General features: G+C 71.6%; 21 protein-coding genes. 11 read left to right on the top strand and 10 right to left on the bottom strand.

All coding sequences use genetic code 11. The features are described 5' to 3' along the window. Nucleotides 1-4: 4 nt before the first annotated feature. From paaC to R2B38_RS01410, 4 genes are all read left to right on the top strand, one after another. Entirely contained in the window at nt 5-841 is an 837-nt protein-coding gene (paaC, locus tag R2B38_RS01425) for a 1,2-phenylacetyl-CoA epoxidase subunit PaaC (RefSeq protein ID WP_318014542.1), read from the top strand. Further along, a complete protein-coding gene (paaD, locus tag R2B38_RS01420; protein ID WP_318014541.1) occupies nt 835-1,341 on the top strand; it encodes a 1,2-phenylacetyl-CoA epoxidase subunit PaaD in 507 nt (168 codons plus the stop codon). The genes paaC and paaD overlap by 7 nt, the downstream gene beginning before the upstream one ends. Before the next feature lie 67 nt (nt 1,342-1,408). Continuing rightward, on the top strand, nt 1,409-2,512 hold the full coding sequence (gene paaE, locus R2B38_RS01415; protein ID WP_318014540.1) for a 1,2-phenylacetyl-CoA epoxidase subunit PaaE: 1,104 nt from the start codon (nt 1,409-1,411) through the stop codon (nt 2,510-2,512). 8 nt (nt 2,513-2,520) lie between these two features. Further along, nucleotides 2,521-3,288 carry an enoyl-CoA hydratase/isomerase family protein gene (locus R2B38_RS01410; protein ID WP_318014539.1) on the top strand — a complete coding sequence of 256 codons (768 nt, stop codon included), beginning with the start codon at nt 2,521-2,523 and terminating at the stop codon, nt 3,286-3,288. Between the two features lie 89 nt (nt 3,289-3,377). Here R2B38_RS01410 and R2B38_RS01405 read toward each other — a convergent pair whose 3' ends face one another. Together R2B38_RS01405 and R2B38_RS01400 are read right to left on the bottom strand one after the other, a co-directional pair. Continuing rightward, on the bottom strand, nt 3,378-5,000 hold the full coding sequence (locus tag R2B38_RS01405; RefSeq protein ID WP_318014538.1) for a S53 family peptidase: 1,623 nt from the start codon (nt 4,998-5,000) through the stop codon (nt 3,378-3,380). 141 nt (nt 5,001-5,141) lie between these two features. Next, nucleotides 5,142-8,018, bottom strand: coding sequence for a helix-turn-helix transcriptional regulator (locus tag R2B38_RS01400; protein WP_318014537.1), 2,877 nt, complete (start codon nt 8,016-8,018; stop codon nt 5,142-5,144). A gap of 360 nt (nt 8,019-8,378) precedes the next feature. Between R2B38_RS01400 and R2B38_RS01395 the strand changes: the two genes are divergently transcribed. Next, a complete protein-coding gene (locus tag R2B38_RS01395; RefSeq protein ID WP_318014536.1) occupies nt 8,379-9,986 on the top strand; it encodes an amidohydrolase in 1,608 nt (535 codons plus the stop codon). A gap of 84 nt (nt 9,987-10,070) precedes the next feature. Here the strand turns inward: R2B38_RS01395 and R2B38_RS01390 are convergent, their stop codons facing one another. The 4 genes from R2B38_RS01390 to R2B38_RS01375 form a co-directional block, all read right to left on the bottom strand. After that, complete coding sequence (locus R2B38_RS01390) at nt 10,071-10,730, bottom strand: YceI family protein (RefSeq protein WP_318014535.1); 660 nt, start codon at nt 10,728-10,730, stop codon at nt 10,071-10,073. 182 nt (nt 10,731-10,912) lie between these two features. Continuing rightward, nucleotides 10,913-11,692, bottom strand: a complete 780-nt coding sequence (locus R2B38_RS01385; protein ID WP_318014534.1) for a polysaccharide deacetylase family protein — start codon at nt 11,690-11,692, stop codon at nt 10,913-10,915. Nucleotides 11,693-11,840: 148 nt separating this feature from the next. Next, complete coding sequence (locus R2B38_RS01380; protein ID WP_318014533.1) at nt 11,841-13,064, bottom strand: cytochrome P450; 1,224 nt, start codon at nt 13,062-13,064, stop codon at nt 11,841-11,843. Between the two features lie 156 nt (nt 13,065-13,220). Next, a complete protein-coding gene (locus tag R2B38_RS01375) occupies nt 13,221-14,411 on the bottom strand; it encodes a cytochrome P450 (RefSeq protein WP_318014532.1) in 1,191 nt (396 codons plus the stop codon). 311 nt (nt 14,412-14,722) lie between these two features. Between R2B38_RS01375 and R2B38_RS01370 the strand changes: the two genes are divergently transcribed. The 6 genes from R2B38_RS01370 (at nt 14,723) to R2B38_RS01345 (ending at nt 20,266) form a co-directional block, all read left to right on the top strand. After that, nucleotides 14,723-15,505, top strand: a complete 783-nt coding sequence (locus tag R2B38_RS01370; RefSeq protein WP_318014531.1) for a DUF899 family protein — start codon at nt 14,723-14,725, stop codon at nt 15,503-15,505. A gap of 78 nt (nt 15,506-15,583) precedes the next feature. Next, on the top strand, nt 15,584-17,068 hold the full coding sequence (locus tag R2B38_RS01365; RefSeq protein ID WP_318014530.1) for a purine-cytosine permease family protein: 1,485 nt from the start codon (nt 15,584-15,586) through the stop codon (nt 17,066-17,068). Further along, the gene (locus R2B38_RS01360) at nt 17,065-17,619 is read left to right on the top strand and encodes a cysteine hydrolase (RefSeq protein ID WP_318014529.1); all 555 of its coding nucleotides are present in this window, start codon (nt 17,065-17,067) and stop codon (nt 17,617-17,619) included. The genes R2B38_RS01365 and R2B38_RS01360 overlap by 4 nt, the downstream gene beginning before the upstream one ends. Beyond that, the gene (locus R2B38_RS01355) at nt 17,616-18,323 is read left to right on the top strand and encodes a GntR family transcriptional regulator (protein ID WP_318014528.1); all 708 of its coding nucleotides are present in this window, start codon (nt 17,616-17,618) and stop codon (nt 18,321-18,323) included. Before R2B38_RS01360 ends, R2B38_RS01355 begins: the two co-directional genes overlap by 4 nt. Before the next feature lie 27 nt (nt 18,324-18,350). Beyond that, nucleotides 18,351-19,355 (top strand): ADP-ribosylglycohydrolase family protein, encoded by a 1,005-nt coding sequence (locus R2B38_RS01350; RefSeq protein ID WP_318014527.1) that lies wholly within the window; start codon nt 18,351-18,353, stop codon nt 19,353-19,355. Next, nucleotides 19,352-20,266 (top strand): PfkB family carbohydrate kinase, encoded by a 915-nt coding sequence (locus R2B38_RS01345; RefSeq protein ID WP_318014526.1) that lies wholly within the window; start codon nt 19,352-19,354, stop codon nt 20,264-20,266. Before R2B38_RS01350 ends, R2B38_RS01345 begins: the two co-directional genes overlap by 4 nt. Before the next feature lie 13 nt (nt 20,267-20,279). Here the strand turns inward: R2B38_RS01345 and R2B38_RS01340 are convergent, their stop codons facing one another. From R2B38_RS01340 to R2B38_RS01325, 4 genes are all read right to left on the bottom strand, one after another. Beyond that, nucleotides 20,280-21,701, bottom strand: coding sequence for a family 2B encapsulin nanocompartment shell protein (locus R2B38_RS01340; RefSeq protein ID WP_318014525.1), 1,422 nt, complete (start codon nt 21,699-21,701; stop codon nt 20,280-20,282). A 215-nt stretch (nt 21,702-21,916) separates the two neighbouring features. Next, nucleotides 21,917-23,299 carry an FAD-binding oxidoreductase gene (locus tag R2B38_RS01335; protein ID WP_318014524.1) on the bottom strand — a complete coding sequence of 461 codons (1,383 nt, stop codon included), beginning with the start codon at nt 23,297-23,299 and terminating at the stop codon, nt 21,917-21,919. A gap of 28 nt (nt 23,300-23,327) precedes the next feature. Then, on the bottom strand, nt 23,328-24,434 hold the full coding sequence (locus R2B38_RS01330; protein ID WP_318014523.1) for an acyl-CoA dehydrogenase family protein: 1,107 nt from the start codon (nt 24,432-24,434) through the stop codon (nt 23,328-23,330). Then, nucleotides 24,431-25,438 (bottom strand): ABC transporter substrate-binding protein, encoded by a 1,008-nt coding sequence (locus R2B38_RS01325; protein WP_318014522.1) that lies wholly within the window; start codon nt 25,436-25,438, stop codon nt 24,431-24,433. Before R2B38_RS01325 ends, R2B38_RS01330 begins: the two co-directional genes overlap by 4 nt. Nucleotides 25,439-25,457 lie beyond the last annotated feature (19 nt).

The following is a 25,457-nucleotide window of genomic DNA, read 5'->3' as shown; positions in this document are numbered from 1 at the left end:
GGGAATGAGTGACGACCACGTCTATCTGTCCCTGGCCGAGGGGCACGACGACAGCGACGCCCGCTGGGCGTTCGGCACCGGCTTCGAGGACCCGCTGCACGGCGTCGACCAGACCGTGCCGGAGGGGACGGACGCCGCCCAACTGGCCGCGTTCTGCCTGGCACTTGGCGACGACGCGCTGGTGAGCGCGCAGCGGCTGGCCCAATGGTGCACGGCCGCCCCCGAGTTGGAGGAGGAGGTGGCCCTGGCCAACATCGGGCTCGACCTCCTCGGCCAGACCCGCCTGCTCTACGCGCGTGCCGGCCAGGTCGACGGCACAGGCCGCGACGAGGACGCGTACGCCTACTTCCGCGACGCCGACGCCTTCCGCAACGTACGGCTGGCCGAACTCCCCAACGGAGACTTCGCGTTCTCCATCACCCGGCTGCTGGTGCTGTCCTCCTGGCGACTGGCTCTCTTCGAGCGACTCGCCGGCACGACCTCGGACCCGGTGCTGGCCGCGATCGCCGCCAAGGGCGTCAAGGAGCTTGCGTACCACCGCCAGTACGCGGCCGAGTGGGCCGTCCGACTGGGCGACGGCACCGAGGAATCGCAGCGCCGGATGCGGGACGCGCTGACCGCCGTCGTGCCCTACGTGGACGAACTCTTCGCGGGGGACGCCGAGTTGAGGACCGAGGTGCTGGCCGTGCTCCGCCAGGTCACCGACGCGGCCGGGCTCGTGCTCCCCGAGGCGACACCGGTCCCCGGACACGGCCGCGACGGCGACCACACGGACCACCTCGCCCCGCTGCTGGCCGAACTCCAGAGCGTGGCCCGCGCCCACCCGGAGGCGACATGGTGACCACCCTGATCGACTCGCGGCGCGCCTGGAACATCGCCGCACAGGTCCCGGACCCCGAGATGCCCATGCTCACGCTGGCCGACCTCGGCGTGCTGCGCGGGGTCGAGATCGACGCGGACGGCGGCGTCGTCGCGAGCCTGACACCCACCTACTCCGGCTGCCCCGCCATGGCCGAGATGCGCGCCGAAGTGGCGGCGCGGCTGCGGGAGGCGGGGTTCGCCAAGGTGGAGATCCGTACGGTCCTCGACCCTCCGTGGACCACCGACTGGATCACCCCCGAAGGCCGCCGCAGCCTCGCCGAGCACGGCATCGCCCCGCCCGGCGCCGCACCCCGCGGCCCGATCAAGCTCACGCTGTCGCCGACCCGCCATACGGTTGCCTGCCCCCGCTGCGGCGCGGCGGACACCGAGGAGACCTCGCACTTCGCGGCGACCTCCTGCAAGGCCCTGTGGCGATGCCGCGCCTGCCGCGAGCCGTTCGAGTACGTCAAGGAGATCTGATGGCGAGCCCCCAGCTCCCACCTCTGGTGAGCCCCCAACTCCCGCTCGCGGAAAGGACGGTGGACCAGTGACCGCCCCGGCCCCCACCACCCCCGCCCGCCCGGCGCGTCGCCGGCCGGCCTTCCACACCCTGCGGGTCGCCGCCGTCGAGTCGCTGTGCGAGGACGCCGCCGCCATCAGCTTCGACATTCCCGAGCACCTCGCGGAGGAGTTCGCGTACCGGCCCGGTCAGTCGCTCACGCTCCGCCGTGAGGTCGAGGGACGCGACGAGCGCCGCTCGTACTCCATCTGCTCTCCGGCGGGCGCCCGCCCGCGCATCGGCGTACGGGTCGTCCCCGGCGGCCTGTTCTCCTCCTGGCTGGTCAACGACGTACGCCCCGGAGACACCGTCGAGGTGATGGCTCCCACCGGCGTCTTCACCCCCGACCTGACCAGCCCCGGCCACCACGTCCTGATCGCCGCCGGGTCCGGAATCACCCCGATGCTGTCCATCGCGGAATCCGTCCTCGCCGCCGACACCCGCTCCCGCGTCACGCTCTTCTACGGCAACCGGCGCAGCGCCACCGTCATGTTCGCCGACGACCTCGCCGACCTGAAGGACCTGTACCCCGGCCGTTTCCAGCTGGCGCACATCCTGTCCCGCGAACCGCGCGAGGCGGAGATCCTCTCCGGCCGCCTGGACGCCGACCGGCTCACCGCGCTCGTCGACGCCCTCGTCGACGTGGACACCGCCGACCACTGGTGGCTGTGCGGCCCGCACGGCATGGTCCGCGACGCCCAACAGGTTCTCACCGGCCTCGGCGTCCCCGTCGAACGCGTCCACCAGGAGCTGTTCTACGCCGACGACGAGCCCGTGCGGACCAACGAACACGTCGACAAGGTCTACGACGGCCCCGTCAGCCAGGTCAGCGTCACCCTCGACGGCCGCACCACCAACTCCGCGCTCCCCAGGGACACTTCGATCCTCGACGGCGCCCAGAAGACCCGCCCCGACCTGCCCTTCGCCTGCAAGGGCGGCGTCTGCGGCACCTGCCGCGCGCTGGTCACCGACGGCACCGCCGACATGCGGCGCAACTACGCCCTCGAACCCGCCGAGGTCGACGCCGGTTACGTCCTGACCTGCCAGACCTTCCCCGTGTCCGACACCCTCGCCGTCGACTACGACAGCTGAGGCCGGCCATGACACTTCACTTCGAGGTCGCCGAGGGCGTCGGCACGATCCGCCTCGACCGGCCGCCGATGAACGCGCTGGACACGGAGACACAGGACGGCCTGCGTGCACTCGCCGAGGAGGCTTCGCGGCGTGACGATGTGCGGGCCGTGGTGGTCTACGGCGGGGAGAAGGTGTTCGCGGCGGGTGCGGACATCAAGGAGATGCAGCGGATGGACCATGCGGGGATGGTCGTGCGGTCGCGGGCGTTGCAGAGGTCGTTCACGGCGGTGGCCCGGATTCCGAAGCCGGTGGTGGCCGCGATCACGGGCTATGCGCTGGGCGGGGGTTGTGAGTTGGCGTTGTGCGCGGACTTCCGTATTGCCGCCGAGAACGCGAAGTTGGGGCAGCCGGAGATCCTGCTGGGGTTGATTCCGGGGGCGGGTGGCACGCAGCGGCTGGCGCGGCTGATCGGTCCGTCGAAGGCGAAGGACCTGATCTTCACGGGTCGGATGGTCAAGGCGGACGAGGCGCTCGCGCTGGGGCTCGTCGACCGACTGGCCCCGGCCGCCGAGGTGTTCACCGAGGCGCACGCGTGGGCGGCGAAGTTGGCGCTGGGTCCGGCGATTGCGCTCCGTGCGGCGAAGGAAGCGATCGATACCGGGTTGGAGACGGACATCGAGACGGGGCTGGCGGTCGAACGGACGTGGTTCGCGGGGCTGTTCGCGACCGAGGACCGTGAGCGGGGGATGCGCAGCTTCGTCGAAGAGGGCCCCGGCAGAGCCAAGTTCAGGTGAGTCAGGTGATTCAGGCGACGTGAAGCGCGGGCCGGGAGTGATTCCCGGCCCGCGCTTCGTTCATCGGTGTTCAGCTACCGGCGGTCAGCTCAGCCGAGCAGCTTGGTCGCCAGGGTCGCTGCGTTGTACGAGCCCCAGCCGGTGGTGAAGTCCCAGCCGGTGGCGGCGGAGTAGGCGCCGTTGCTGCCACTGGTGATGTCGTGGAAGCCGGTGCCGCTCGCCGAGTAGAGCGCGGGGTTGGCGAAGCCGAGGTTGGCCTTGCCGGCCGCCGCGGCCTGCTGGTTGTAGAGCGCGCCGAAGGCCGCCCACTCGGGCGCCGCCGCGCTGGTGCCGCCGACCGAGGTCCAGGTGCCCTGCGAGTAGATCGAGACACCGGGGCTCGGGTTGGCGTGCGCCGAGACGTCCGGGACCTGGCGGTAGCCGCCACCGGCGGTCTTCTGGACGGCGGTCTGCCAGCTCGGGATCTTGAAGACGGAGGACTTGCCGCCGCCACCGCCCGACCAGGCCACTTCCTTGCTGAACGCGTTGGCCGAGGTGACGGTCAGCTTGGTGCCGCCGACGCCCGTGACGTACGGGTCGGAGGCCGGGTAGTCGACCGTGGTCGTACCGTCGCCCGCGTCGTCCGAACCGTCGTCGCCCGAGGCCGCGTAGAAGCCGAGGCCCTCGGCCGCGCCCGCCTTGAACACGGCGTCGACGGCGTTGATGTTGGAGGTCGTGCGCTGGCTCTCCGACGCGCCCCAGCTGATCGAGGTGGTCGGGATGCCGCTGTCGACGATGGCCTGGTAGGTGTCGACCTCGCCGGCGTCGGAGTTGGGGCCCTCGAAGACGGTGACGTTCGCCTTCGGGGCGATCGCGTGCAGGACCTCGATGTCCAGCTCGACCTCGACCTGACCGTCACCGAGCGCGCCGGAACCGCCGTCCACCTTCGACACGGTCGGAGTGGGCGAGCCCAGGCTGTAGTTGGTGTCGTACTTGGTGATGTTGGACTGCGCGAAGCCGTCGAACTCCAGCAGCGCGATCTTCTGGCCGCTGCCGGTGTACGTGCCGGAGACGTTGTAGCCGCCCTTGAGCTGCGCCGGGGTGTAGCCGCCGCCCGGACCGTTGCGCGGGGCGACGGTGTTGGTCGCCTGGTGGTGCAGCTGGGCGCGGTTGTTGAGGCCGGTGACGTCGCTGACCAGGCCGGCGATGCCGGTCGGCAGGGTCGGCGCGGTCTCGTTGGCGTAGAACGCGCGGCCCGACCTGGCGTCCTTCCACGTCGACAGCTTGGTGCCGAACGCCTTCTCCAACTGCGCGGCGGTGCCACTGGCGTCGACCAGCAGGTTGCCCGAGTGGACCTTGCCGACGGTCAGACCCTGGGCCCGCAGGAAGTCCTTGACCTGCTTCACCTCGGCGTCGGTCCGGCCGAACCGGGCCGCGAACTGAGCCTTCGTCAGGTAGTGGCCGTACGAACTCGACCGCGGATTACTGACGTTGGCGATGAAGGTGTCGAGGCCCTTGTTGTTTCTCGGGGTCAGGCTGATGGCCACCGATATGCGCTTGGCGGCGGAGACGGCGCCGGTGCGGGCCGCGTCGTGGTTCAGGCCCGTGAGGACATCTCCCGCGATGGCGGCGCGAGTTGTGTGCGGCTGGGCGGCGGCGTAGGCGCTGGGGACGGCGGCGGCGAGCAGAGCCGGTACGGCGACCAGACCGACCAGTTTCAGTCGTGACGTCACTGAGGTCCTCCGAGGAGTGGGGGGTTGCTGTCCCGGAAGCGGAACGGCTTCACCGTAGGAACATCGACCCCACCCGCATAAGCGGGGGAACCCTTGCGTCGCGTGTTAACTGCGGATGTCATGTGAACCGGGAATGACAGGTCAACGGCGGTTGTCGAGCGTCCTTTGACTACGGACCCGGCCGGGCTGACTGATCGTCACCGCCGGTGTGGTGAGCTGCTGTTGGTCGTCGTCGCCGACGCTCACGCTCGCCGCGCCGGACGCGATGACGGCGACCGCCATCGCGTGGGCGAGCGCGGTGCGTGAGCGGACCCCGACCTTGCGGTAGACCCGCGACAGCGTGCCCTCGACCGTCTTCACGCTGATGAACAGCTCGGCCGCGACTTCCCTGTTGGTGGCCCCGCCGCCGACCAGCTCGGCCACCCGCGCCTCCGTGGGCGTGAGTTCGGGCCGCCCCTCACCGTCCCGGTCGCCGGCCTCCAGCCGTGCCAGTTCGTCCCCGGCCCGCGCGGCCAGCGGGACGGCGCCGATCCGCGTCGCCGTCTCCCACGCCTCGCCGAGCGCGGTGCGTGCCGCGTTCCGGTGCCGGGCCCGGCGTTCGACCGCGCCGAGCGCGATGAGCGTGCGTATCAGGTCCACGGGCAACGGGAGTTGACGCAACCGGTCGACGGCGGTCCGCAGCCGCACCGCCCCTTCCTTCGCCCGGCCGAGCCCCGCCTCGCGCAGGCCCTCCGCCCGTTCCAGCGCCGCCAGCACGCTGCCGGGCGCGTCGACGGACACCCGCTTGCGGGCCTCGTCGATCACGGCACCGGCCGCGTCCGTCTCGCCCAGCACGACCAGGGCCTCGGCCAGGTCGCTGTACCAGTGCAGCAGGGGCGGATCGGCGGCGGACATGGCCGCGCCGAGTTCCTTGACGCGCTGCAGCGCCTCGACCGCGGCGGCGGCCCCACGCGGGTCACCGCCGAGCAACTCGGCCTGCCCCAGCACCGCCAGCGCGCGGAGCAGGAACAGCCGGTCGCCGTCCGCCTCCGACGCCCGCACCGCCTGCCCGGCCAGCCGCCGCGCCTCGTCGGCGGTCCCGCCCGCGGTCGCCGCGAGCGCCGCCGCGTACAGCGCCGGAGCGGCCTGTACGCCGGTCTCGGCCACGGTACGTGTGCAGCGGGCGGCGGTGTCCAGGGCCTCCCGGCAGCGCCCGGCGCGCACTTGGATCCGGGTGAGGGCCACCAGGGTCGCCATGACCTCCTCGACTCCGGCGAACTCCCCGATCTCGGCGAGGAGTTCGGTGACCCGCTGCTGAGCCTCCGGCACCTTGTCCGAGTCCAGGGCGAGGATCGCCCGCATCCGGATCAGCCCCCAGCTCTCCGGTCCGGCGCCGGCGCCACCGGCCAGGGCGAGGGCCTCCTCCAACGCGGCGTCGGCGGCGACCGGTTCGCCGCCCAGGGAACGCACCCGGGCGAGCGTGGCGAGCGCCCCGATCCGGGTCTCCGTGTCACCGGCCACGGCCGCCTGCCGGGCTGCGCGCCGGGCATGCCGGGCCGCGTCCTCCAACTCCCCGCACAGCAGGCCCCGTACGGCTGCCCAGTGGTGCAGCCAAGCCTCGGCCTCCGGATCGCCGTCGGCGTCCCGCAGCCCTTCCTCGATCAGCGCATGGGCGCCCCGCAACGCCTGCCCGGCATTGCGCAGCAGCACCAGCCGCGCCCGCACCCGCTGCCGCGCGGAACCCGACCCGGCGAGCACGGTCTCGGCCGCCTGCCCCGCCTCCTCCAACTGCCCCGCGTCACACGCGTATTCGGCCGCCGCCAACAACCGGTCTGCGCGCTCCACGGGACGGTCGTCGGGTGTGCGCCGGGCCGCGAGCCCGGCCAACTCGAAGGCGGCGTCGGGCGCACCGTCGCGCCGCGCGGACTCGGCGGCGGACATCAGCGTGCGGGCCGTGGCCTCATCCTCGTAGGGGTGGGCGAGCGCCAAGTGCCGCGCCTGCTCGACGAGTTCGGTGACCGCGCGGCCCAGCAGCGCGTGCGCATGTCGGCGTTCGTGCTCCGCGGCATCGGCGTAGACGGCGGCCCGGATCAGCGGATGCCGGAAGCGTACGGTCCCGTCGGCGTCGGCCGTCGCGACACCGAGGCGCTCCGCCTCCGCGAGGTCGGCGGCGGGGTCATCGAGTCCGGCGGCGCGCAGCAGCGTGAGTGTGGGGCGGGCGGCGGCGCTGGTGACGAGGAGGGTGCGGCGCGCGGGTGCGGGCAGCGTGCGCACCTGTTCCAGGAGCAGGGTGCGCAGGCGTCGGGGTACGGGCAGGCTCCGGCCGAGACCGACGGCCGCTCCGTCGCGCGGGGCCGCCCGCCCCAACTCCAGGGCGTACCAAGGGTTTCCGGCGGCCGTGTCCTGGACGGCCCGCAGCACCGCCGGTGGCAGGTCGGCGGGGAGAAGGTGCGTCACCTCGTCGTCCGTGAGGGGTGGCACAGGCAGTTCGACGGTGTCGGGTGGGCAGCAGTGCGGCCGTTCGGGCTGCTCGTCCTCGGCGACCCGCTCGGCGGCCACCACCCGTATGTCGAGGCCCTCGACACGGCGCACGACGAAGGCGAGCACCTCGGCGGTCGGCTCGTCGATCCACTGGAGGCCGTCGAGGACCAGCAGCACGGGGCCGGTGGCGGCGAGGGCGCGCAGCACGTCGAGAACGGCGACGCGGATCGCGAGCCGGTCCCGGTCGCCGGCCGGTGTCTCGCCGCGCAACAGGGCTGCCCGCAGCGCCATTTGGGGTTCGTCGGCCAAGGCCGCCAGGCAGCTCTCCGGTACCCGTGCGAACAGGTCGACGAGACCGGCGAAGGGGAGCCGGGCGTCCTCCTCTGCGGGGGAGCAGTGCAACACCGTTCCGGCAGGCTGGACTTGAGCTGCCGAGGTCGCCACGAGGGCAGCGACCAGCACGGACTTGCCGATGCCCGCGGGGCCGTGGAGAAGTACTCCATGACGGATCGTCAACTCGCCCCGGGCGGTGTCGAGCAGCTCACGGCGCCCGGTCAATGACCGTACTTCCAGGGCGAGTCCAGGGACGGAACGCAGCCGGAGCCGAGGGCGAGGCAGGCGGATCGGCGAGTGAGGCAGGTGTGGCGGGTGTGGCGGAGCCCCGGATATTTCGGCATGTGTTCATGACAACCGGTGCGGAATCGGCTTGTCAATGACGGTCGGTGTGTCGCCGGTCGGTGAACGGGCTGCGACCGCGATCCGATGGTCCATCTCGTCGACCATTTGACTCATGATCTCGATCAGAGCTCTCCTCTCTGGCGTGTTTCCTGCTTCTGAGATCGCCAAATGTGTGTGAACCAGCTGTCCAGCCGTACAAAAGCCAGGTCAGCGGATGTCGCGAGGAAGTGGGAGAGAACGATGAGCGATCACGGAGCCGACCTGGTGATCCGGGCGAACGCGATCCACACACTGGTGCCCGGCCGGGCGCCGCAGCGGGCGCTGGCCGTGCGGGGCGACCGCATCGCGGCCCTCTCGCCCGACCCGAACGGACTCGACCACCTCGTGAGCGAGCGCACGACGGTCCACGACCTCCCCGGCGCCACCGTGCTGCCCGCGTTCGACGACACCCACACACACCTGATCTACGCCGCACTCGGCGCGCACGACGTGCCCGTCCATCAGGCCCACGACATCCCGGAGTTCCTGGACCTGATCCGGCAACGGGCGGAGGTGACCCCGGAGGGCGAGTGGATCCGCACGACCACCAACTGGCAGGAACTCAACCTCGCCGAGCGCCGCATGCCCACCGCCGCCGAACTCGACCGGGCCACCGACCGGCACCCCGTCCTGGTCAAGCGCGGCGGCCACAACGACATCGTCAACACCTATGCGCTGCGCCTGGCGGGCATCACCGAGGACACCCCCGTGCCGCCGGGCGGTGTCATCGGCCGCGACGCCGACGGCAGGCTCAACGGGCGGCTGGTGGACAACGCGCTCGGCCTGGTGGAGCGTCTGGTCCCGGCGCCGGACCGGACCCGGCGGATCGAGGGGCTGCGCCTGGCGTCGGCCCAGTACGCGGCCACTGGAATCGGTACCGTCCGGGACTGCGCCGTCACCCCCGAGGACTACGCCGTCCTCCTGGCCGCCCGCGAGGCAGGCGCGCTCAACACCCGTGTCCGCGCCCTGATTTCAGCGCTCGGCATGACCAGCGCGGCCCAGGTGGAGGAGCTGCTCGACGTCATGGAGGACTGGCGTGACGGCTCGGACCCGTGGCTGCGGGTGTGGGGCGTGAAGTTCGGCCTCGACGGCGGCCTCGAAGCCGGCGCCACCGAGGAGCCGTACGCCTGTGACCACGCCTTCTCCGGAACCCTGATCTGGGAGCCCGACGCGCTGGTCGAGGCCGTCGAGGCGGTGGTCCGGCGCGGCTGGCGGGTCGGCACGCACGCCTACGGCGACCGCGCGGTCCGCACCCTCCTCGACGTCTACGAGCGCGTCCTCGCCCGCAACCCCGGCCTCCCCGCCGGCACGCTGGTGATGGAGCACGGCGGCCTCGCCGGTCCCGAACAGCGCGCCCGCGCCGTCGAGTTGGGCATCCCCGTCACCATCCAGCAGCCCCTGCTGCACGACACCGCCGAGGTGGAGGAGGGTTTCTGGGGCCCGGATCGCGTGGCCCGGCTCTTCCCGGCCCGCGGCTGGATCGACCTCGGCGCCGAGGTCAGCGCCGGATCGGACTTCCCCGTCGGCCAGTTCGGCGCGATGCGCTCGGTCTACGGCATGACCACCCGCCAGACCGTGATCGGCGTCAAGGGCCCCGAACACGCGATCACCTACGACGAGGCGCTCACCCTGCACACGGTCAACGCGGCCCGCCTGTGCGGCGATCAGGATCTGCGCGGCACGCTCGCACCGGGCCGCCTCGCCGACCTCACCGTCTGGGACCGGGACCCCGCCGACTGCCCGAGCGATGCCCTGCGCGACCTGAACCCCGTCCACACGATCGTCGGCGGCCGCCTCGTCACCCGGTAGGGAGCCCGCGCGACCGGAGACAACCGGAAACACTTGACTCGCCCGGCACGCAGCGACACGGCGTCCGGGCGAGCAGACGTTCCGTCAGGCGGCCGGCATCGTACGGATCGCCGCGATGTCGAACTGGAGCCGCACCTTCTCGCTGACCATCGCACCACCCTCGGCCAGCCGGGAGTTGTAGGTCAGACCCCACTCGGAACGGTCGATGGTGGTGGTGCCGTCGAAGCCGGCGCGCTCGACGCCGAACGGGTCGGTGACATGGCCGATATAGGTGAGTTCGAGGACGACGGGCCGGGTGACGTCCTTGATGGTGAGGTCGCCGAGCATGCGGTAGACATCGTTGCCGGCCATTTGCACCGCGGTACTCGCGAACCGCATCCGCGGGAAGGTGGCGGTGTCCAGGAAGTCGCGGCCGACCAAGTGGGCGTCGCGTTGTTCCACCCCGGTGTCGACACTGCCGGTGGACACCACGATCTCGGCCTGCGAACGGGCGGGGTTGCGGCCGTCGAAGTAGAGCCGGCTTTTGTATTCGGCGAAAGACCCGCGCACGGTCGTCACCATCGCGTGCCGGACGGAGAAACCGATCCGGCTGTGCGCGGGGTCGATCATCCACTCTCCGGTCAGCGCGGCCAGGGCGGGATCGGGCAGGCCGGAGGCGGTGGAGGCCGGTGGGGCGGCCGGGCGTTTCGGGACGGCGGGGGGTGCCGAGCGGCGGAGGGGCGCAGCGCGGTTGAACAGGTTCATGTGTCACGTAGTTACTGCACGCCTGAAATCGCCGCAAGCCTTCGCTGTCCGCCGCCGACAGCGCGAATCGGCACTGACACGGTTAAATACCGCCACCTCGCGGGCCGTTACACATTTCCCACACATGTTCGTCACCTGAAAAACGGCGAACGCCAATTCAGCGCACTGCTCGGCGCCACTGTTCAGCGCACCGGGAATCCGAAGGAATAACCCTGCTGCTTCAGCCACGGGAGGATCTCGCGCAGCGCGGCCACGGTCTGAGAGCGGTCGCCGCCGGCGTCGTGGAACAGGATGGTCGGCCCGTTGGGGAGTTCGCTCTTGACGGTGGCGATGATGGCGTCCGTGCCCGGGAGTTCGAAGTCCTTGGAGTCGACGTTCCAGCCCAGCGGACGCATTCCCTGCGAGGCGGCGAGATGCCGGCTGTACGGCGTGAAGGCGCCGCCCGGCGCACGGTAGTACAGGGGTCGGACACCGCCGGACGCCTTGGTGATCATGTTCGCGGCGTTCAGGATCTCCTGCGACTGATAGGCCTCGGACTTCTTGTCCATCGTCGTGTCGTGCGACACCGTGTGGTCGCACAGCCGGTGCCCGGCCGCGACGACCGCCTTGACCAGGTCGGGGTGGGCCTCGGCCTCGGGGCCGATCATGCAGAAGGTGGCCTTCACCCCGTACTCCTTGAGCACGTGGAGCACCTGCGGGGTCCAGGTCGGGTCCGGTCCGTCGTCGATGGTGATGTTGACGCCGTGGGCGCCCTTGTCGGAGGCGTGCACGATCTCCTCCGACACGGTGGCCCGGGCGGGGGCCGAACTGGCCGCGGAGGGACGCGCGTTGCCCCCGGCACCCTGCGCGTCGACGACACCGGCCTGCGCGGTCCACACCGACGTGGCCGCCGCCACCGCGGTCACCCCGACCGCCGCCGCGAGTACCCGCCCGTACCAACCCCGCCCACCGTGCCGTGCCATGTCAGCCTGCCCTTGTCCTGTTTGATCGACTCCGTGCACTCGTCAGGACGGCGTAAAGGCGGGGGAGGATCCGCCTGTTACGGATCACGGACAATTTCGCGGGAGTTCCGAGACGCAGGCTCAACGAGCGGACACCGCAGAGGTTTCGCTACCGCGGCGCGAGACGCCCGCGGAAGTCCTCCGGCACCGGCGCGAAGCGGAGCGCCATCGTGAGCTTCTCGGGGTGGTCGACGGTCAGCCGGTACCGGGTGCACAACAGATGGCACAGGCCCATCAGTTGGACGGTCCCGATGCCGGCGCCCACGCACTTCTTGGGCGCCCAGCCGAACGGCACGTAGCAGGTACGGTCCGCCGGGCCGTGCGGCGCGCCCGGCAGGAAACGGTCCGGGTCGAAGACGTCCGGCTGCTTCCAGACCCGCTCGTCACGGTGGATCAGATGCGGGCTCAGCAGATACCAATCACCGGGCTCCAGCCGGGTCTTGCCGAAGTCGAAGGGGAACTGGTTGCGCCGCACCAGCAGCAGCGGCGGGCTCCACAGCCGCAGCACCTCCTTCACGAACCGGTGCGTCACCGGGGCCGCGTGCGTCGGAGCGGTAAGGAACTCCACCGGGTCCACGGCCGACAGTTCCTCGGTGAGCCGCCGCTGCCACTCGGGGTTGCGGACGAACTCGTACAGCAGACTCGCGGCGGCGGTGCCCGGCGGCCCGCCGATCGCGGTGAGGACCGTGGTGACGACGTCCAGGGCGCGGTCCATGCCGAGTCGGGGCAGCAGGTCGACGAACGGATCGGCGAGATCCAGTTCGCGCTTCCGCTTCCCGTGCGCCCGCTGCCGCAGCACCCGGCGCACCACGAGCCCGGACCGCAGCTGTACGACGATGAACCGCAGGTGGTGCCAGAGCCCGGCCGGTTCGGGCGAGACGAGCCGCAGCAGCTTCATCTCCAGGTCACGGAGGACCAGTTCGGCCTCGCCGGTGGTGAGTCCGGACAGCGCGACCGGCAACATCGACCGCAGCGCCACGTCCTGGGTGAGCATGACCAGGTCGACGTCCTCGCCGAGCCGTTCGTCGATGATCCCCGCCATGCGGTCGATCAGAGCGCCGTGCTGCTCCGGCGTGGCCAGCGTGTGCAGTTGGGTCAGCCACGCGGCACGGATCCGGCTCCACCGCACCTCGGGACTGCGCCGCCGCAGCAGCATGTCGATCAGCCGGTCGTGCAGGACGAACCGGCGCCAGTTCGTGGCACTGACATGGCGCGCCGCCTCCGGCTCGAACACACCGAGCCGGGTGTCGTCGACCCAGAAGATCCCGTCCTCGGCGGCGCTGCGCGTACGGATGGAGTGCAGGAAGTCCTCGGGGTGCTGCGGGGTGGTCATGATGAGCGTCCCCTCGTGGGGCGCGGGGAGCCGGCCGCTCGGTGGTTCCCCGCGCCGGGCCGGTCAGATGTGGTGGTACAGGTACCAGAACTGTCCGTACGAGCCTCGGATGTTGAGGACGGACTTCGCCTTGAGATACAGGGCGTGCATGCGCGTTCACCTCCTTCCGGGACAGTCGGGGCGAGCGCTCAGCACCGCGGTGAAACGCGGTGGAGCGAGCGCCGGGCCCACCTGGGGGCCGGCGCCGTCATGGGTGACCGACAACCGCCAGTCACGGGTGATCAGTTCGACGAGGTCTTCGAGGAGCCGCATGGTGACGGTCGCCCCGGCGCAGGTGTGCGGCCCGTACCCGAACGGCAGATACGCCGCGTCCGGCACCGCCCCCGCCCAGCGCTCCGGCACGAACTCGTCCGGCTGCTCCCAGTACCCGGGATGCCGGTGCACCAGATAGGTGCAGACGGCGAGGAGGTCGTTCGGGGTGACCTCCGCCCCGCCGAGCGTCTGCGCATGGCTCGGGGTCCGTGCGAACAGCCACGCCACCGGCCAGAGCCGCAGCGCTTCCCGCACCGTCCAACTCGGCTCCGCCGCTTGGCGGTCGGGGTGCGTGCCGAGCAGGTGGACGGACCAGCCGAGCGCGAAGCCGACCGAGCCGACGGTGGCGAACAGGAACGAGAGGTACACCTCGGCGAGATCCTTCGGGTCCGCCCCGGGCTCGCTCTCGTCCACGACGACGTCGAGCAGGTCGCGTGGATCGCGGGTGGGATCCAACTGCCCCTGCCGGGCACGTATTTCGGTGTGCAGGAAGTTCAGCGCGCGGCGCCGGAAGAGCAGTCGGGACGGCGGCGAGTGACGGTGCCGGGCGCCCGCCAGGACCGCCCGGCGGACGATCTGCCCGACGGTGGCGTGCAGTTGGGGCGGCGCGTCCCGGTGCAGCAGGACGTCCCGCAGATGGCGCAGGACGAGCAGGTTGCCGGCGTCGGGCCAGACGGCGCTGGGGGCGAGGAGTTCGGCGACCAGGCCCGGCAACTCCGCCCGCCGGGCGTCCAGATGACGGCGTATCAGGACGCGGGCCGCGCGCCCGATCCGGATCTGCGCCGCCCGGGGCCCGAAGTCGCCGTGCCGGGTCTTGTAGAAGTCGGACGCCTCGGCGACCACGGCGTCCCGGTTGCCGAGCACCGCCCGGGCGGACTCCGGGTCGGCCACGCACATCGTGCCCATGGCCGAGCGCCACACGCCGTGCGTCCCGTCGAACTCCGCGCTCAGCAAGGACAGCGTGTCGCGGGCGCGGCCCCTGCGGGGAGTGCGGGCGGTCCCGCCGTACCCCTGACGCGTCCCGGACGACTCCATGACGGCCTCCTTCGAGATCGCGGAAGCGCGGCACCCGTGGTGCGGTACGTGGCACGCCCCGACCGATGGGGAACAGCCTGCGGACGGTTCGCCGACGTGTCGCGTGCTGTGCCGGTGAGCGGAACAGCGGGGTGCACTCACATGTGGTGCCGCCACGTGTGGTGCCGCCATATGTGGTGCCGCCATATGTGGGAAACCGTGGCCGACTCCCTGCCCGCCCCGATGAGTTTCGGCCGCGCCCGGAGTCTGATCCGGTGACTGCCGCAGTACGCCGTACGACGCTGCCCGACACGACACACCACGGAGGACCCATGACGACCTCACCCGGCACCGCGAACAGCGAGCTCCCCGGCAAGCCGCCCGTCGTAGACATCGCCACCTGGAACGCGGCGCGCGACGAACTGCTGCTCCGGGAGAAGGCGCACACCCGTGAGGGGGACGCGATCGCCGCGGCCCGGCGGCGGCTGCCGATGGTCGAGCTCGACGGGAAGGTCGAGGTCGTCGGGGCCGACGGACCGGTCCCGTTCCTCGACCTGTTCCAGGGGCGCGACGAACTCGTGGTCTACCAGCACATGTGGCACGACCACGCACCCCACCAGGGACAGTGCGAGGGCTGCACCACCACTGCCTGGCACATGAAGGACGCGGTCTACCTCAACGCCCGGGGTGTCTCGTACGCCGTCCTGACCACGGGCGTGTGGGACGAGGTGGCTCCGTACGTCGAGTTCATGGGCTACACCGAGCCCTGGTACTCGGTGCGGGGCCTGGACGCGCCGATCGGCGGCGGGATGGGGCACATCCTCGCCTTCCTGCGCGACGGCGACCGGGTGTTCCTCACCTACTCCACGACGGGCCGCGGCAACGAACCCGTCAACAGCTCGCTCGCCCTGCTCGACATGACGCCGTACGGCCGCGGCGAGGCCTGGCAGGACAACCCCGAGGGCTACCCGCCCGGCCGCGACGCCTGCTGGTACTGGCGCTCGGACGCCGACGGGAACGCCACCTGGGGCGGGACCAGCCGTCCGGTGCCGCAGTGGACCCGCCCCGGCGCGACCCCCGTGGAGACCCTGGGCCGCCACGGCGACTGCCACTGACGCGGAGCGGTCCGCTCTTGACGCCCTCCACCACCCCGCCTAGCCTCGACTGAACACGTCTAGACAGGTAGGTCGACGATGGCGGACTCCTCCCAGACAACCCAGTCCCGGCAGCTCCAGGTCGAGACGCACGGCCTCGACGTGATCGGCGACGCCGAGCGCAAAGGCACTCCGAGCACCTTGTTCTGGCCGTGGTTCGGAGCGAATGTCTCCATCCTCGGACTGAGCTACGGCGCCTTCGCGCTCGGCTTCGGGATCTCCTTCTGGCAGGCGCTCGTCGCCGGCGTGATCGGGATCGTCTTCTCCTTCCTGCTCTGCGGTTTCATCGCGGTCGCGGGCAAGCGCGGCTCCGCGCCGACGATGGTGCTGAGCCGCGCGGCCTACGGCGTGCGCGGCAACCGGCTGCCGTCGGTGATCTCGTGGGTCCTCACCGTCGGCTGGGAGACCGTCCTCACCGCCCTCGCGACCATGGCCACCGCGACCGTGTTCGGCAGGCTCAGCTGGGGCGGCGGCACCGAGACCAAGGTGGTCGCACTGATCATCGTCGGCGCGCTGACCGTCATCGGCGGAGTCATGGGCTTCGACCTGATCATGCGGCTCCAGACGGTCATCACCGTCGTCACCGGCGTGCTCACGATCGTCTACATCGCGCTCGTCGCCGACCACATCCACTGGAGCACGGTGAGCGCCGTACCGGCGGGCTCCGCCCAGGAGTTCATCGGCGCGCTGGTGTTCATGATGACCGGCTTCGGCCTCGGCTGGGTCAACGCAGCCGCCGACTACTCCCGTTATCTGCCCCGGAGTTCGTCCAGCAGAGGCGTGATCGGCTGGACGACGTTCGGCGCCTCCGTGGCCCCGCTGCTCCTGCTGGTCTTCGGCCTGCTGCTCGCCGGTTCCTCCAGCACGCTCAACAAGGCGGTCGCCGCCGACCCGATCGGCGCGCTGACGACGATCCTGCCCACCTGGTTCCTGGTCCCGTTCGCCGTGGTCGCGGTCCTCGGCCTGGTCGGCGGCGCGGTCCTCGACATCTACTCCTCCGGCCTGGCCCTGCTGTCGGCCGGACTCCGGGTCCCGCGCTACCTCGCCGCGCTCGTCGACGGCGTCCTGATGATCGCGGGCTCCGTGTACATCGTGTTCTTCGCGGACGACTTCCTCGGCCAGTTCATGGGCTTCCTCACCACCCTCGGCGTCCCCATCGCCGCCTGGTCCGGCATCATGCTCGCCGACCTCCTCCTCCGCCGCCGTGACTACGACGAGGGTGACCTCTTCCGCCCGAACGGCCGCTACGGCGACGTCCAGCCCACACCCCTCCTCCTCACCCTCGCGGCCACCGCGATCGGCTGGGGCCTGGTCACCAACACGGCCGCCAGCTGGCTGAGTTGGCAGGGCTATCTGCTGGACCCGCTCGGCCTCGGCGGCAAGTCCGGCGCCTGGGCCTACGCCAACCTCGGCGTCCTGATCGCCCTCGCCCTCGGCTTCCTCGGCACCCTCGCGCTGGGCCGCGCCCGCGTCCAGCGACAGGAAGCGGAGGCCCCGAGCCCGGAGGCGGTGCCCGCCGTATGACCACCACGACCGGCCACCTCGCCGTCATCGACATGCAGCGCGTCTTCGCCGAACCCGACAGCCCCTGGGCCACCCCTCGCTTCGCCGAGGCGGCGGCAGGCGTACGACGACTGCTGCCGGCCTTCGCCGAACACGTCACCTTCACCCGCTTCCTGGCCCCCGAGAAACCCCAGGGCGCCTGGCGCGCCTACTACGACCAGTGGCCCTTCGCCCTCCAGCCGCCGGACGCCACGCTCTGGCGGTTGACCGACGAATTCGCCGCCCAGGCAAGGCAGTTCGTGGACGCGCCCACCTTCGGCAAGTGGACCCCGGAACTCGCCGAACGCGTCGCCCCCACCGGCCGCCTCGTCCTCGCCGGCGTCAGCACCGACTGCTGCGTGCTGTCCACGGCCCTCGCAGCCGCCGACGCCGGAGTCGAGGTCCTGGTCGTCTCCGACGCCTGCGCGGGCGTGGACGACGACTCCCACGCGAAAGCCCTGCACGTCATGGACCTCTACCAACCCCTGATCCGGGTGGTCACCGTCGCCGAGGTGGTCGGGGAGCCGTCATGACCGCCGTCCGCCTCAAACACCAGCGCATCACCGACGTCCTCGCCAAGGAGATCCGCAGCGGCCACCGCCCCGCCGGTGAGCAGCTCCCCGGCGAACACGCCCTGGCCCAACGCTTCGGCGTCAGCCGTACGACCGTCCGCGCGGCCCTCGCCGAACTCTCCGAGGCCGGCCTGATCGCCACCCGCACCGGCAAGGGCTCCTACGTCCTCTTCGACGGCCGCCCCCTCGACGACCGCCTCGGCTGGGCCCACGCGCTGGCCACCCAAGGCATCGACACCCGAGTCCGCACCCTCGCGGTGGATGCCCGGCGGGATGAGCGACTCGCTCGTCAACTCACCCTGAACACAACCGAGTTCGTGTGCGTGGAGCGGATACGGGAACTGGCCGCGGACGCAGTCGTCGTGTCGTACGAACGCAGCTTTCTGCCGCCCGTGCCCGGGGTGCGGGACCTGCCTTCCCAGGGGCTCGGGCAGGAGTCGCTGACCGACGTGATGCTGCGGGCCGGGCTGCGCGCCGACCACGGGGAGCAGCGGGTGAGCGGGCGGCGGATCGACGGGCGGGAGGCGGAGCTGCTGCGCCGCGAACCGGGTGACTGGTTCCTCGACACGCGGCGCACCAGCCGGGCGGCCGACGGCTCCTTCGTCGAACATGTCGTGAGCCTCCTCGACCCCGACCACTTCCAACTGACCCTCGAATTCGGCTGACCCACACGTCGGCCACGGAAAGTACCCATGACCCTCCAGAGCCGCGCCACCGGAGCCCTCCACGGACTCGCCCTCGGCGACGCCCTCGGCATGCCCACCCAGATGCTGTCGCGCCCACAGATCACCACGCGCTACGGCCCGTTCCTCACCGGCTTCCGGCCGGCCGACCCCGACCACCCGCTCGCCGCCGGAATGCCCGCCGGAGCCGTCACCGACGACACCGAACAGGCCCTGCTGCTCGCCGAGTTGCTCCTCGACGGCAAGGGCCGCGTCGACCCGGCGGAACTCGCCCGGCGCCTGGTCGCCTGGGAGGACGACATGCGGGCCCGGGGCTCACTCGACCTCCTCGGACCGTCCACCAAGCGGGCGGTGGAATTCGTCCTCGCGGGTACTCCGGTCGACGAGGTGGGGCGCTACGGCACCACCAATGGCGCGGCGATGCGGATCGCGCCCGTGGGTATCGCCGTGTCGGTCGCGGACCCTGGCGAGTTGGTGGACCGAGTGGTGGAGGCCAGCACCCTGACCCACAACACCGGGGTCGCGCTCGCCGGTGCCGCGGCCGTGGCCGCCGCTGTGAGTGCGGGAGTTGACGGGGCGTCGGTTCCGGAGGCGGTCGTAGTGGCCGTGTCGGCGGCCCGGTTGGCGGCGGGGCGCGGGCACTGGGTGGCGGCCGCCGATGTCGCCGAGCGGATCGTCTGGGCGACGGGGCTGGTGCGGGGCCTCACGGAGGCCCAAGTCTGCGAGCGCGTCTACGCGTTGGTCGGGACGAGTCTCGCCACGCAGGAGTCCGTGCCCGCCGCCTTCGCCGTCCTCGCCGCCTGCCCCGACGACCCCTGGCGGGCCGCGCTGCTGGCCGCGTCCGTCGGCGGTGACTGCGACACCATCGCCGCGATCGCGGGAGCCGTCGGCGGCGCCTGCCACGGTGTGGACGCCTTCCCGGCCGACGTGCGGGAGACCCTCGTGCGCGTCAACCCGAAGCTCCAACTGGACGCCACAGCCGCCGCGTTGCTCACACTCCGGGCCCGGCCGTGAGCGCCAGGCTGTGGCACCTGGGCAACGTCGTCGTCGACCTGGTCCTCGACGTCCCCGCCCTCCCCGAGCGTGGTGGCGACGTCCTCGCCACCCGCACCGAGCACACCCCGGGCGGCGGTTTCAACGTCATGTCGGCCGCCGCCCGCCAGGGACTCGCGGTGACCTACGCCGGGGCGCACGGCACCGGCCCCTGCGGCGACCGGGCCCGCGCCGCACTGCACGCCGAGGGCATCGAGGTCCTGCTCGCACCGCGCCCGCAACCGGACACCGGTTTCGTGGTCTGCCTGGTCGACGCGGACGGCGAGCGCACCTTCGTCACCAGCCCCGGCGCCGAGGCCACCTTGACCAGCGCCGACCTGGCCGAACTCCGGCCGGGCGCGAGCGACTTGGTCTACGTCACCGGATACAGCCTGCTCTACGACAGCAACCGCACCGCCCTGCTCGACTTCCTGCCCCGACTGGACCCGGCGGTCACGCTGGTCGCCGACCCGGGGCCGCTGGTCCGCGAAATCCCCGCTGAGGCCGTGGAGTTGCTGCTCGCCCGTTCGGACTGGTGGAGCTGCAACGCCCGCGAGGCCGCGCTGCTCACGGGGATCGAGGATCCGGCCGGGGCCGCCCGCGCGCTCCAGTCCCGGCTGGGGCGCGGCTCGGTGCTCGTCCGTACCGGGCCCGAGGGGTGTCTCCTGCACCACGGCGGACGGCTTGTCTCCGTCCCCGGGTTCGCCGTCGACGCCGTCGATCTCAACGGCGCCGGCGACGCGCACACCGGGGTGTTCATGGCCGCCCTGGCTCGGGGTGTCGACCCGGTGGCCGCCGCTCACCGGGCCAACGCCGGCGCCGCCCTGGCCGTCACCGCGTCGGGACCGGCCACGGCGCCGGACGCGGCACGACTGGACGCGTTCCTGAACTAGTCCTGTGCCTGGGTCAGTTGCCGTCCCGGCGGGAGACCTCGACGTTCTCCAGGATGCCGATCGCGTCCGGCACCAGGACCGCCGCCGAGAAGTAGGTGCTCACCAGGTAGGAGATGATCGCCTGCTCGTTGATGCCCATGAACCGTACGTTGAGGCCCGGTTCGAGCTCGTCCGGGATGCCCGTCTGGTAGAGGCCGATCACGCCCTGGTCGTCCTCGCCGGTGCGCATGGCGATGATCGACGACGTACGGGACGCGCTGACCGGGATCTTGCCGCACGGCAGCAGCGGTACGCCGCGCCAGGCGGGCAGGTGGTGGCCGCCGACGTCGATGCCGCTGAAGTAGACACCCCGCTTGTTGCACTCGCGGCCGAACGCGGCGATGGCTCGCGGATGGGCGAACAGGTAGCGGGTGTCGCGCCGCATGCTGAGGAGTTCGTCGAGGTCGTCGGGGGTCGGCGGGCCGGAGTGGGTGGAGATCCGCTGGTCGTAGTCGGCGTTGTGCAGGAGGCCGAAGTCCCGGTTGTTGACCAGCTCGTTCTCCTGCCGCTCGCGCAAGGCCTCGATGGTGAGCCGGAGTTGCTGCTGGGTCTGGTTCATCGGCTGGTTGTAGAGGTCGGTGACGCGGCTGTGCACCTTCAACACGGTCTGGGCGACGCTGAGTTCGTACTCGCGCGGGGCGAGGTCGTAGTCGACGAACGTGCCCGGCAGGTCCGGCTCGCCGACATGTCCGGCGCTGAGCGCGATCGCCGCCTCGCCGAACGGGTTGACCGGGCCGTGCTCGTCCGAGCCGAGCGCCTCGACGTGCGCGCTCAGCTCCGGGTGCCGCTCGGCGACGGCCTGGTACGCCGAGTGCGGCAGCGCCAGCACGGTGGTCGCCGTCGCCGCGCGGGCCGTGAACTCCCAGGTGCCGTCGGGGTCGGCGAGCACCTGGCCGCCGAAGGTGTCGCCGTCGGCCAGCAGGCCGGCGACCGCCTCGTCGCCGTAGGGACCCTCGCCGAGCTGCTCCACCTTGCCGTGCGCGATCAGGTACACCTGGTCGGCGGGGCGGCCCGCCTCCACGATCAACTGGCCCGGTGCGAACTCCCGTTGCTCGAACCGCTCGGCCAGCGCGCCGAGCGCGTCGGTGTCCGTGAAGCCGCGCAGCAGCGGGAGTTCGCTCAACTCGGCCGGGACTACCCGCACTTGTGCGCCGGTCTGGACGAACGACACCCGTCCGTCGCCCCGCGTGTAGGACAGCCGTCGGTTGACGCGGTAGGTGCCGCCGGGCACGTTCACCCAGGGCAGCATGCGGGTCAGCCAGCGTGAACTGATGCCCTGCATCTGGGGTTCGGACTTGGTCGTGGTCGCCAGAGTGCGTGCCGCGGCGGTACCGAGGCTCTGCTGTTCCCGCTCCTCGGCGCCCGCCTCGGGCGCGGTACCGGTGTCGACCGACATGGTGCCTTCTCTCCTGTCGCACGGATGACGGGACGGCTGTGTCCGTTGACGGGACGACCGCGTCCGTCACATTCCGTGCGTAGAGCTACCCGTTGCCGGTCACGACGAGTGATGACTTCGGACGGCGGTCGAGGCACATGCCAATCGCACGTGCTCCCGCACCACCCTCGGATCACTCGCCCTCACCCGTTCGGCGGTATCCGATCCGAGGTGCCTCACAGAGTCTTGCCGGGGTTGAGGATGCCCCTGGGGTCGAACGCCTCCTTCAGCCGGCGCTGCAACGCGTGGGCGGTGGGCCCGAGTTCGTCCGCCACCCACTGCCGCTTGAGCACGCCCACCCCGTGTTCACCGGTCAGCGTCCCGCCGAGCCGCAGCGCCAGCGCGAAGATCTCGCCTGCCGCCTCCCAGGCCGCGTCCGGCAGCCGGTCCAGTGCCGGATCGACCACGATGATCGGATGGAGGTTGCCGTCCGCGGCGTGCGCGAGCGTGTAGACCGGCACGTCGTGCCGGGCCGAGATGGCGCGGATCTCGCGGACCGCCTCGGCGAGCCGCGACCGGGGCACGGCGATGTCCTCGATCAGCGGCCGCCCCAGCCGCTCCAGCGCGGGCAGGGCGAGGCGCCGGGCCGCCAGCAGGGCCTCCGCCTCGACCGGGTCCGCCGTGGTCTCCACCGACGTGGCGAGCGGCGCCAGCACCCGTGCGACCTGCTCCGCCTCGATCGCCGCCCCCGCCCCGTCGCACTGCACCAGCAGCAGCGCCGACCCGCGCTCGCCGAGCGCCGGATCGACGGCCCGCAGCACCGGCCCGTCGAGCAGTTCCGCGAGCGCCGGTACGACCCCGGCCCGCCCGATCGCGTACGACGCCTCGGCCGCCGCCTCGAACGAGTCGAAGTACGCGGCCAGCGTCGCGGTCGCCACCGGCACCGGACGCAGCCGCAGCGTCGCCGAGGTGATGACGGCGAGGGTGCCCTCGGAGCCGGTCAGCAGCGCGGTGAGGTCGTAACCGGTGACCCCTTTGACGGTACGGCGGCCGGTCGTGACCACCGTCCCGTCGGCGAGCACGGCCTCCAGACCGAGCACGCTGTCCCGCGTCACCCCGTACTTCGCGCACCGCAGCCCGCCCGCGTTGGTCGCGATGTTCCCGCCGATCGTCGAGATCGCCGCACTCGCCGGATCGGGCGCGTACCGCAGGCCGTGCTCACCCGCCGCCCGGTCCAACTCGGCCGTGATCACGCCCGGTTCGACCACCGCGAGCTGGTCGTCGGCCGACAGTTCGAGGATGCGGTTCATCCCGGACAGGTCCAGCACGAGCACCCCCTCACCGGCCGACGCCCCGCCCGACAGACCGGTGCCCGCGCCGCGCGGCACCACCGGCACGCGCAGCGCGTTCGCGTGCCGGAGCGTGACGGTCACGTCCTCGGCGCGCCGCGCGTGCACCACGGCGAGCGGGACACCGTCCGGGCGGGTGCCCGAACGGTCCGTGGTGTACCCGCCCAACGTGCGCGGATCCGTGGCCAGTTGGTCGGGCGGCAGATCCCGGGCGAGCAGACCGAGGAGCCGGGCGGCGGCGGTGGGGGTGGTGGGGGGAGCTGTGGTCACCGGTTCCGTACCTTCACTGTGCGTGCCTTCACGGATTCAACGCCTTCGTTCCGATCGCGAGCAGGGAGATGTCCTCCTGTGGTGCGTGTACGGGGGCGCACTGGATGTCCCGGAAGTGCCGCTCCAGCGGATTGCCCCGCGCGAGCCCGGGATTGCCGAGCAGCCGTACAGCCAGCTCCACCGCCCGCACACCGTGCCGGTCCGCCAACACCCGTGCCCCCAGCGCCTGTTCGGGGGTGTACGAGGAGTCGCCAGCGTCTACCCGGGCGGCCCCGCCGAACACCAGCTGCTCGGCACCGGACAGCAACACCTCGATCTCCCCGGCGGTCCTGCGGAAGCGTTCGGTACGGGCCACCGGATGACCGAGGTTGGCGGGCACGCGCGCGTGGGCGAACGTGTGGAAGAAGGACTGGGCCGCCCGGGCCACCCCCAAGTAGAGGGCTGCGAGGGGGAGATGGAGGGAGGCGCCCGCCCGGTTGTCCTGTTCGGCGGACGCGCCGTACGGGCCGATGCCGATGACGTGCTCGTACGGGATCTCCACGTCCCGGAACGTCACGTCGTGGCTGCCGCTGGCCCGCAGCCCCAACTGGTCCCAGCGGCCGGTGACTTCGATGCCGGGTGAGTCGCCGGGAACCAGGAAGGTGCCGACACGCGGTTCCGGTTCGTCGGTGGTGGCCCACACCAGGAACCAGTCCAGGCCCTCCGCGCCGGTCACGAAGCGTTTGGTGCCGCTCAGCGACCAGCCGTCCGGGGTTCGCCGGGCGAGCGTCGAGGGGAGTCCGCCGCGTGCGGGGGAGCCCAACTCGGGTTCCACGCGTGCGTGGTTGATGAGCACCGGCCGCTCGAAGGACTCCTTGACCACACGCGCGTACAGCTCTTCCGGCCAGTGCGGCTGTACGGCCTGCCGGGCGTGCGTGTTGAGGGTCATCGCCGCGATCAGGGCCACCGACGGGTCGCCCTGCCCGATCCGGTGGAGGATGCGCGCGCTCTCCTCGACCCGGGCGCCCCGGCCGCCGTAGGACTGGCCGATGGTCGCGGTGAGGAGGCCCGCCTCGTGGGCGATGCGGAGGGAGTCGGCGGGGAAGGCGCCCGACTGGTCGTAGCCGGCGGCCAGTTCGGCGATGCGCGCGGTCACAGGGCCTTCTTCAGGTCGGAGTTGAGCGCGGTGGTCCAGAAGGACTTCACGTCCAAGTGCTTCTTGAGCGCGCCGAGTTCGGTGAAGGCGTCGGCGACCTTCTGCTGGGAGGCGATGGTGTCGGCGCCGACCGTCCTTGCCTGGGTGGGGCGTTGCTTCTGCGCGGCCACCAGGTCCGACTTGGCCTGCGCCACGGACTGGTGGGTGGCGTCGGCGGTGACCTTCGCGAAGCCGTCCTCGTGGCCGTCGCGGACGTAGGCGTACGCCTTGGAGATCCGGGCGATCAGGTCGGCGGCGGCGGCCCGTTGGGCGGGGCTCTTGAGGACGCTGTCGCGGGCGGACCAGAGGAAGTTGCCGGAGAGGATGTCCGCGCCGGAGCCGACCGTGGTCGCGCCCTGCTGGTGGGCGGTGATGACCGACGTGCCGTAGGAGGCGAAGGCGTCGATGGAGCCGCCGTTCAGAGCCGCGAGGCCGTCGTTGGGGAGCAGCGGCTTGGCGTCGATGTCGGACCACTTGAGCCCGGCCCGCTTCAGCAGCTCGTAGAGGAAGTAGTGGGCGGTGGTGTTCTGGACGTAGCCGACCTTCTTGCCCTTCAGGCCGGCGATGTCGGTCACCTTGGAGCCCTTGGGGACGATGACCTCCTGGTTCAGGGTGGTGCCGCGCTGGACGGCGACGACCTTGAAGTTGGGGTTGCCGTCGGCCGCCGAGAAGAGGGGCGGGATCTCGCTGGAGGAGGCGAGGTCGAGGGCTCCGGCGCGGATCGCCTGGAGCTGTTGGTCGCCGCCCTGGAACAGGCTCCACTTCACCTTGTACGGGGTGTCGTCGAGGTGGGCGTACTTGAGGACGGCCTCGCCGACCTTCCAGCCGGTGTCGCCAACTCGGAGGGTGACGGAGGAGACGTCGGACGAGGACTCGGCCTTCGCGCTGCCTCCGCAGGCGGCGGCGAAGGGGAGCAGCAGGGCGAGGGCGGCGGCGGACGCGCGCAGGGAACGGCGGAACAACACGGAGTCTCCATAGGGGAGT

Source organism: Streptomyces sp. N50 (assembly GCF_033335955.1).
Lineage (GTDB): Bacteria > Actinomycetota > Actinomycetes > Streptomycetales > Streptomycetaceae > Streptomyces.
This window is presented reverse-complemented; position numbering and strand designations above follow the sequence as displayed.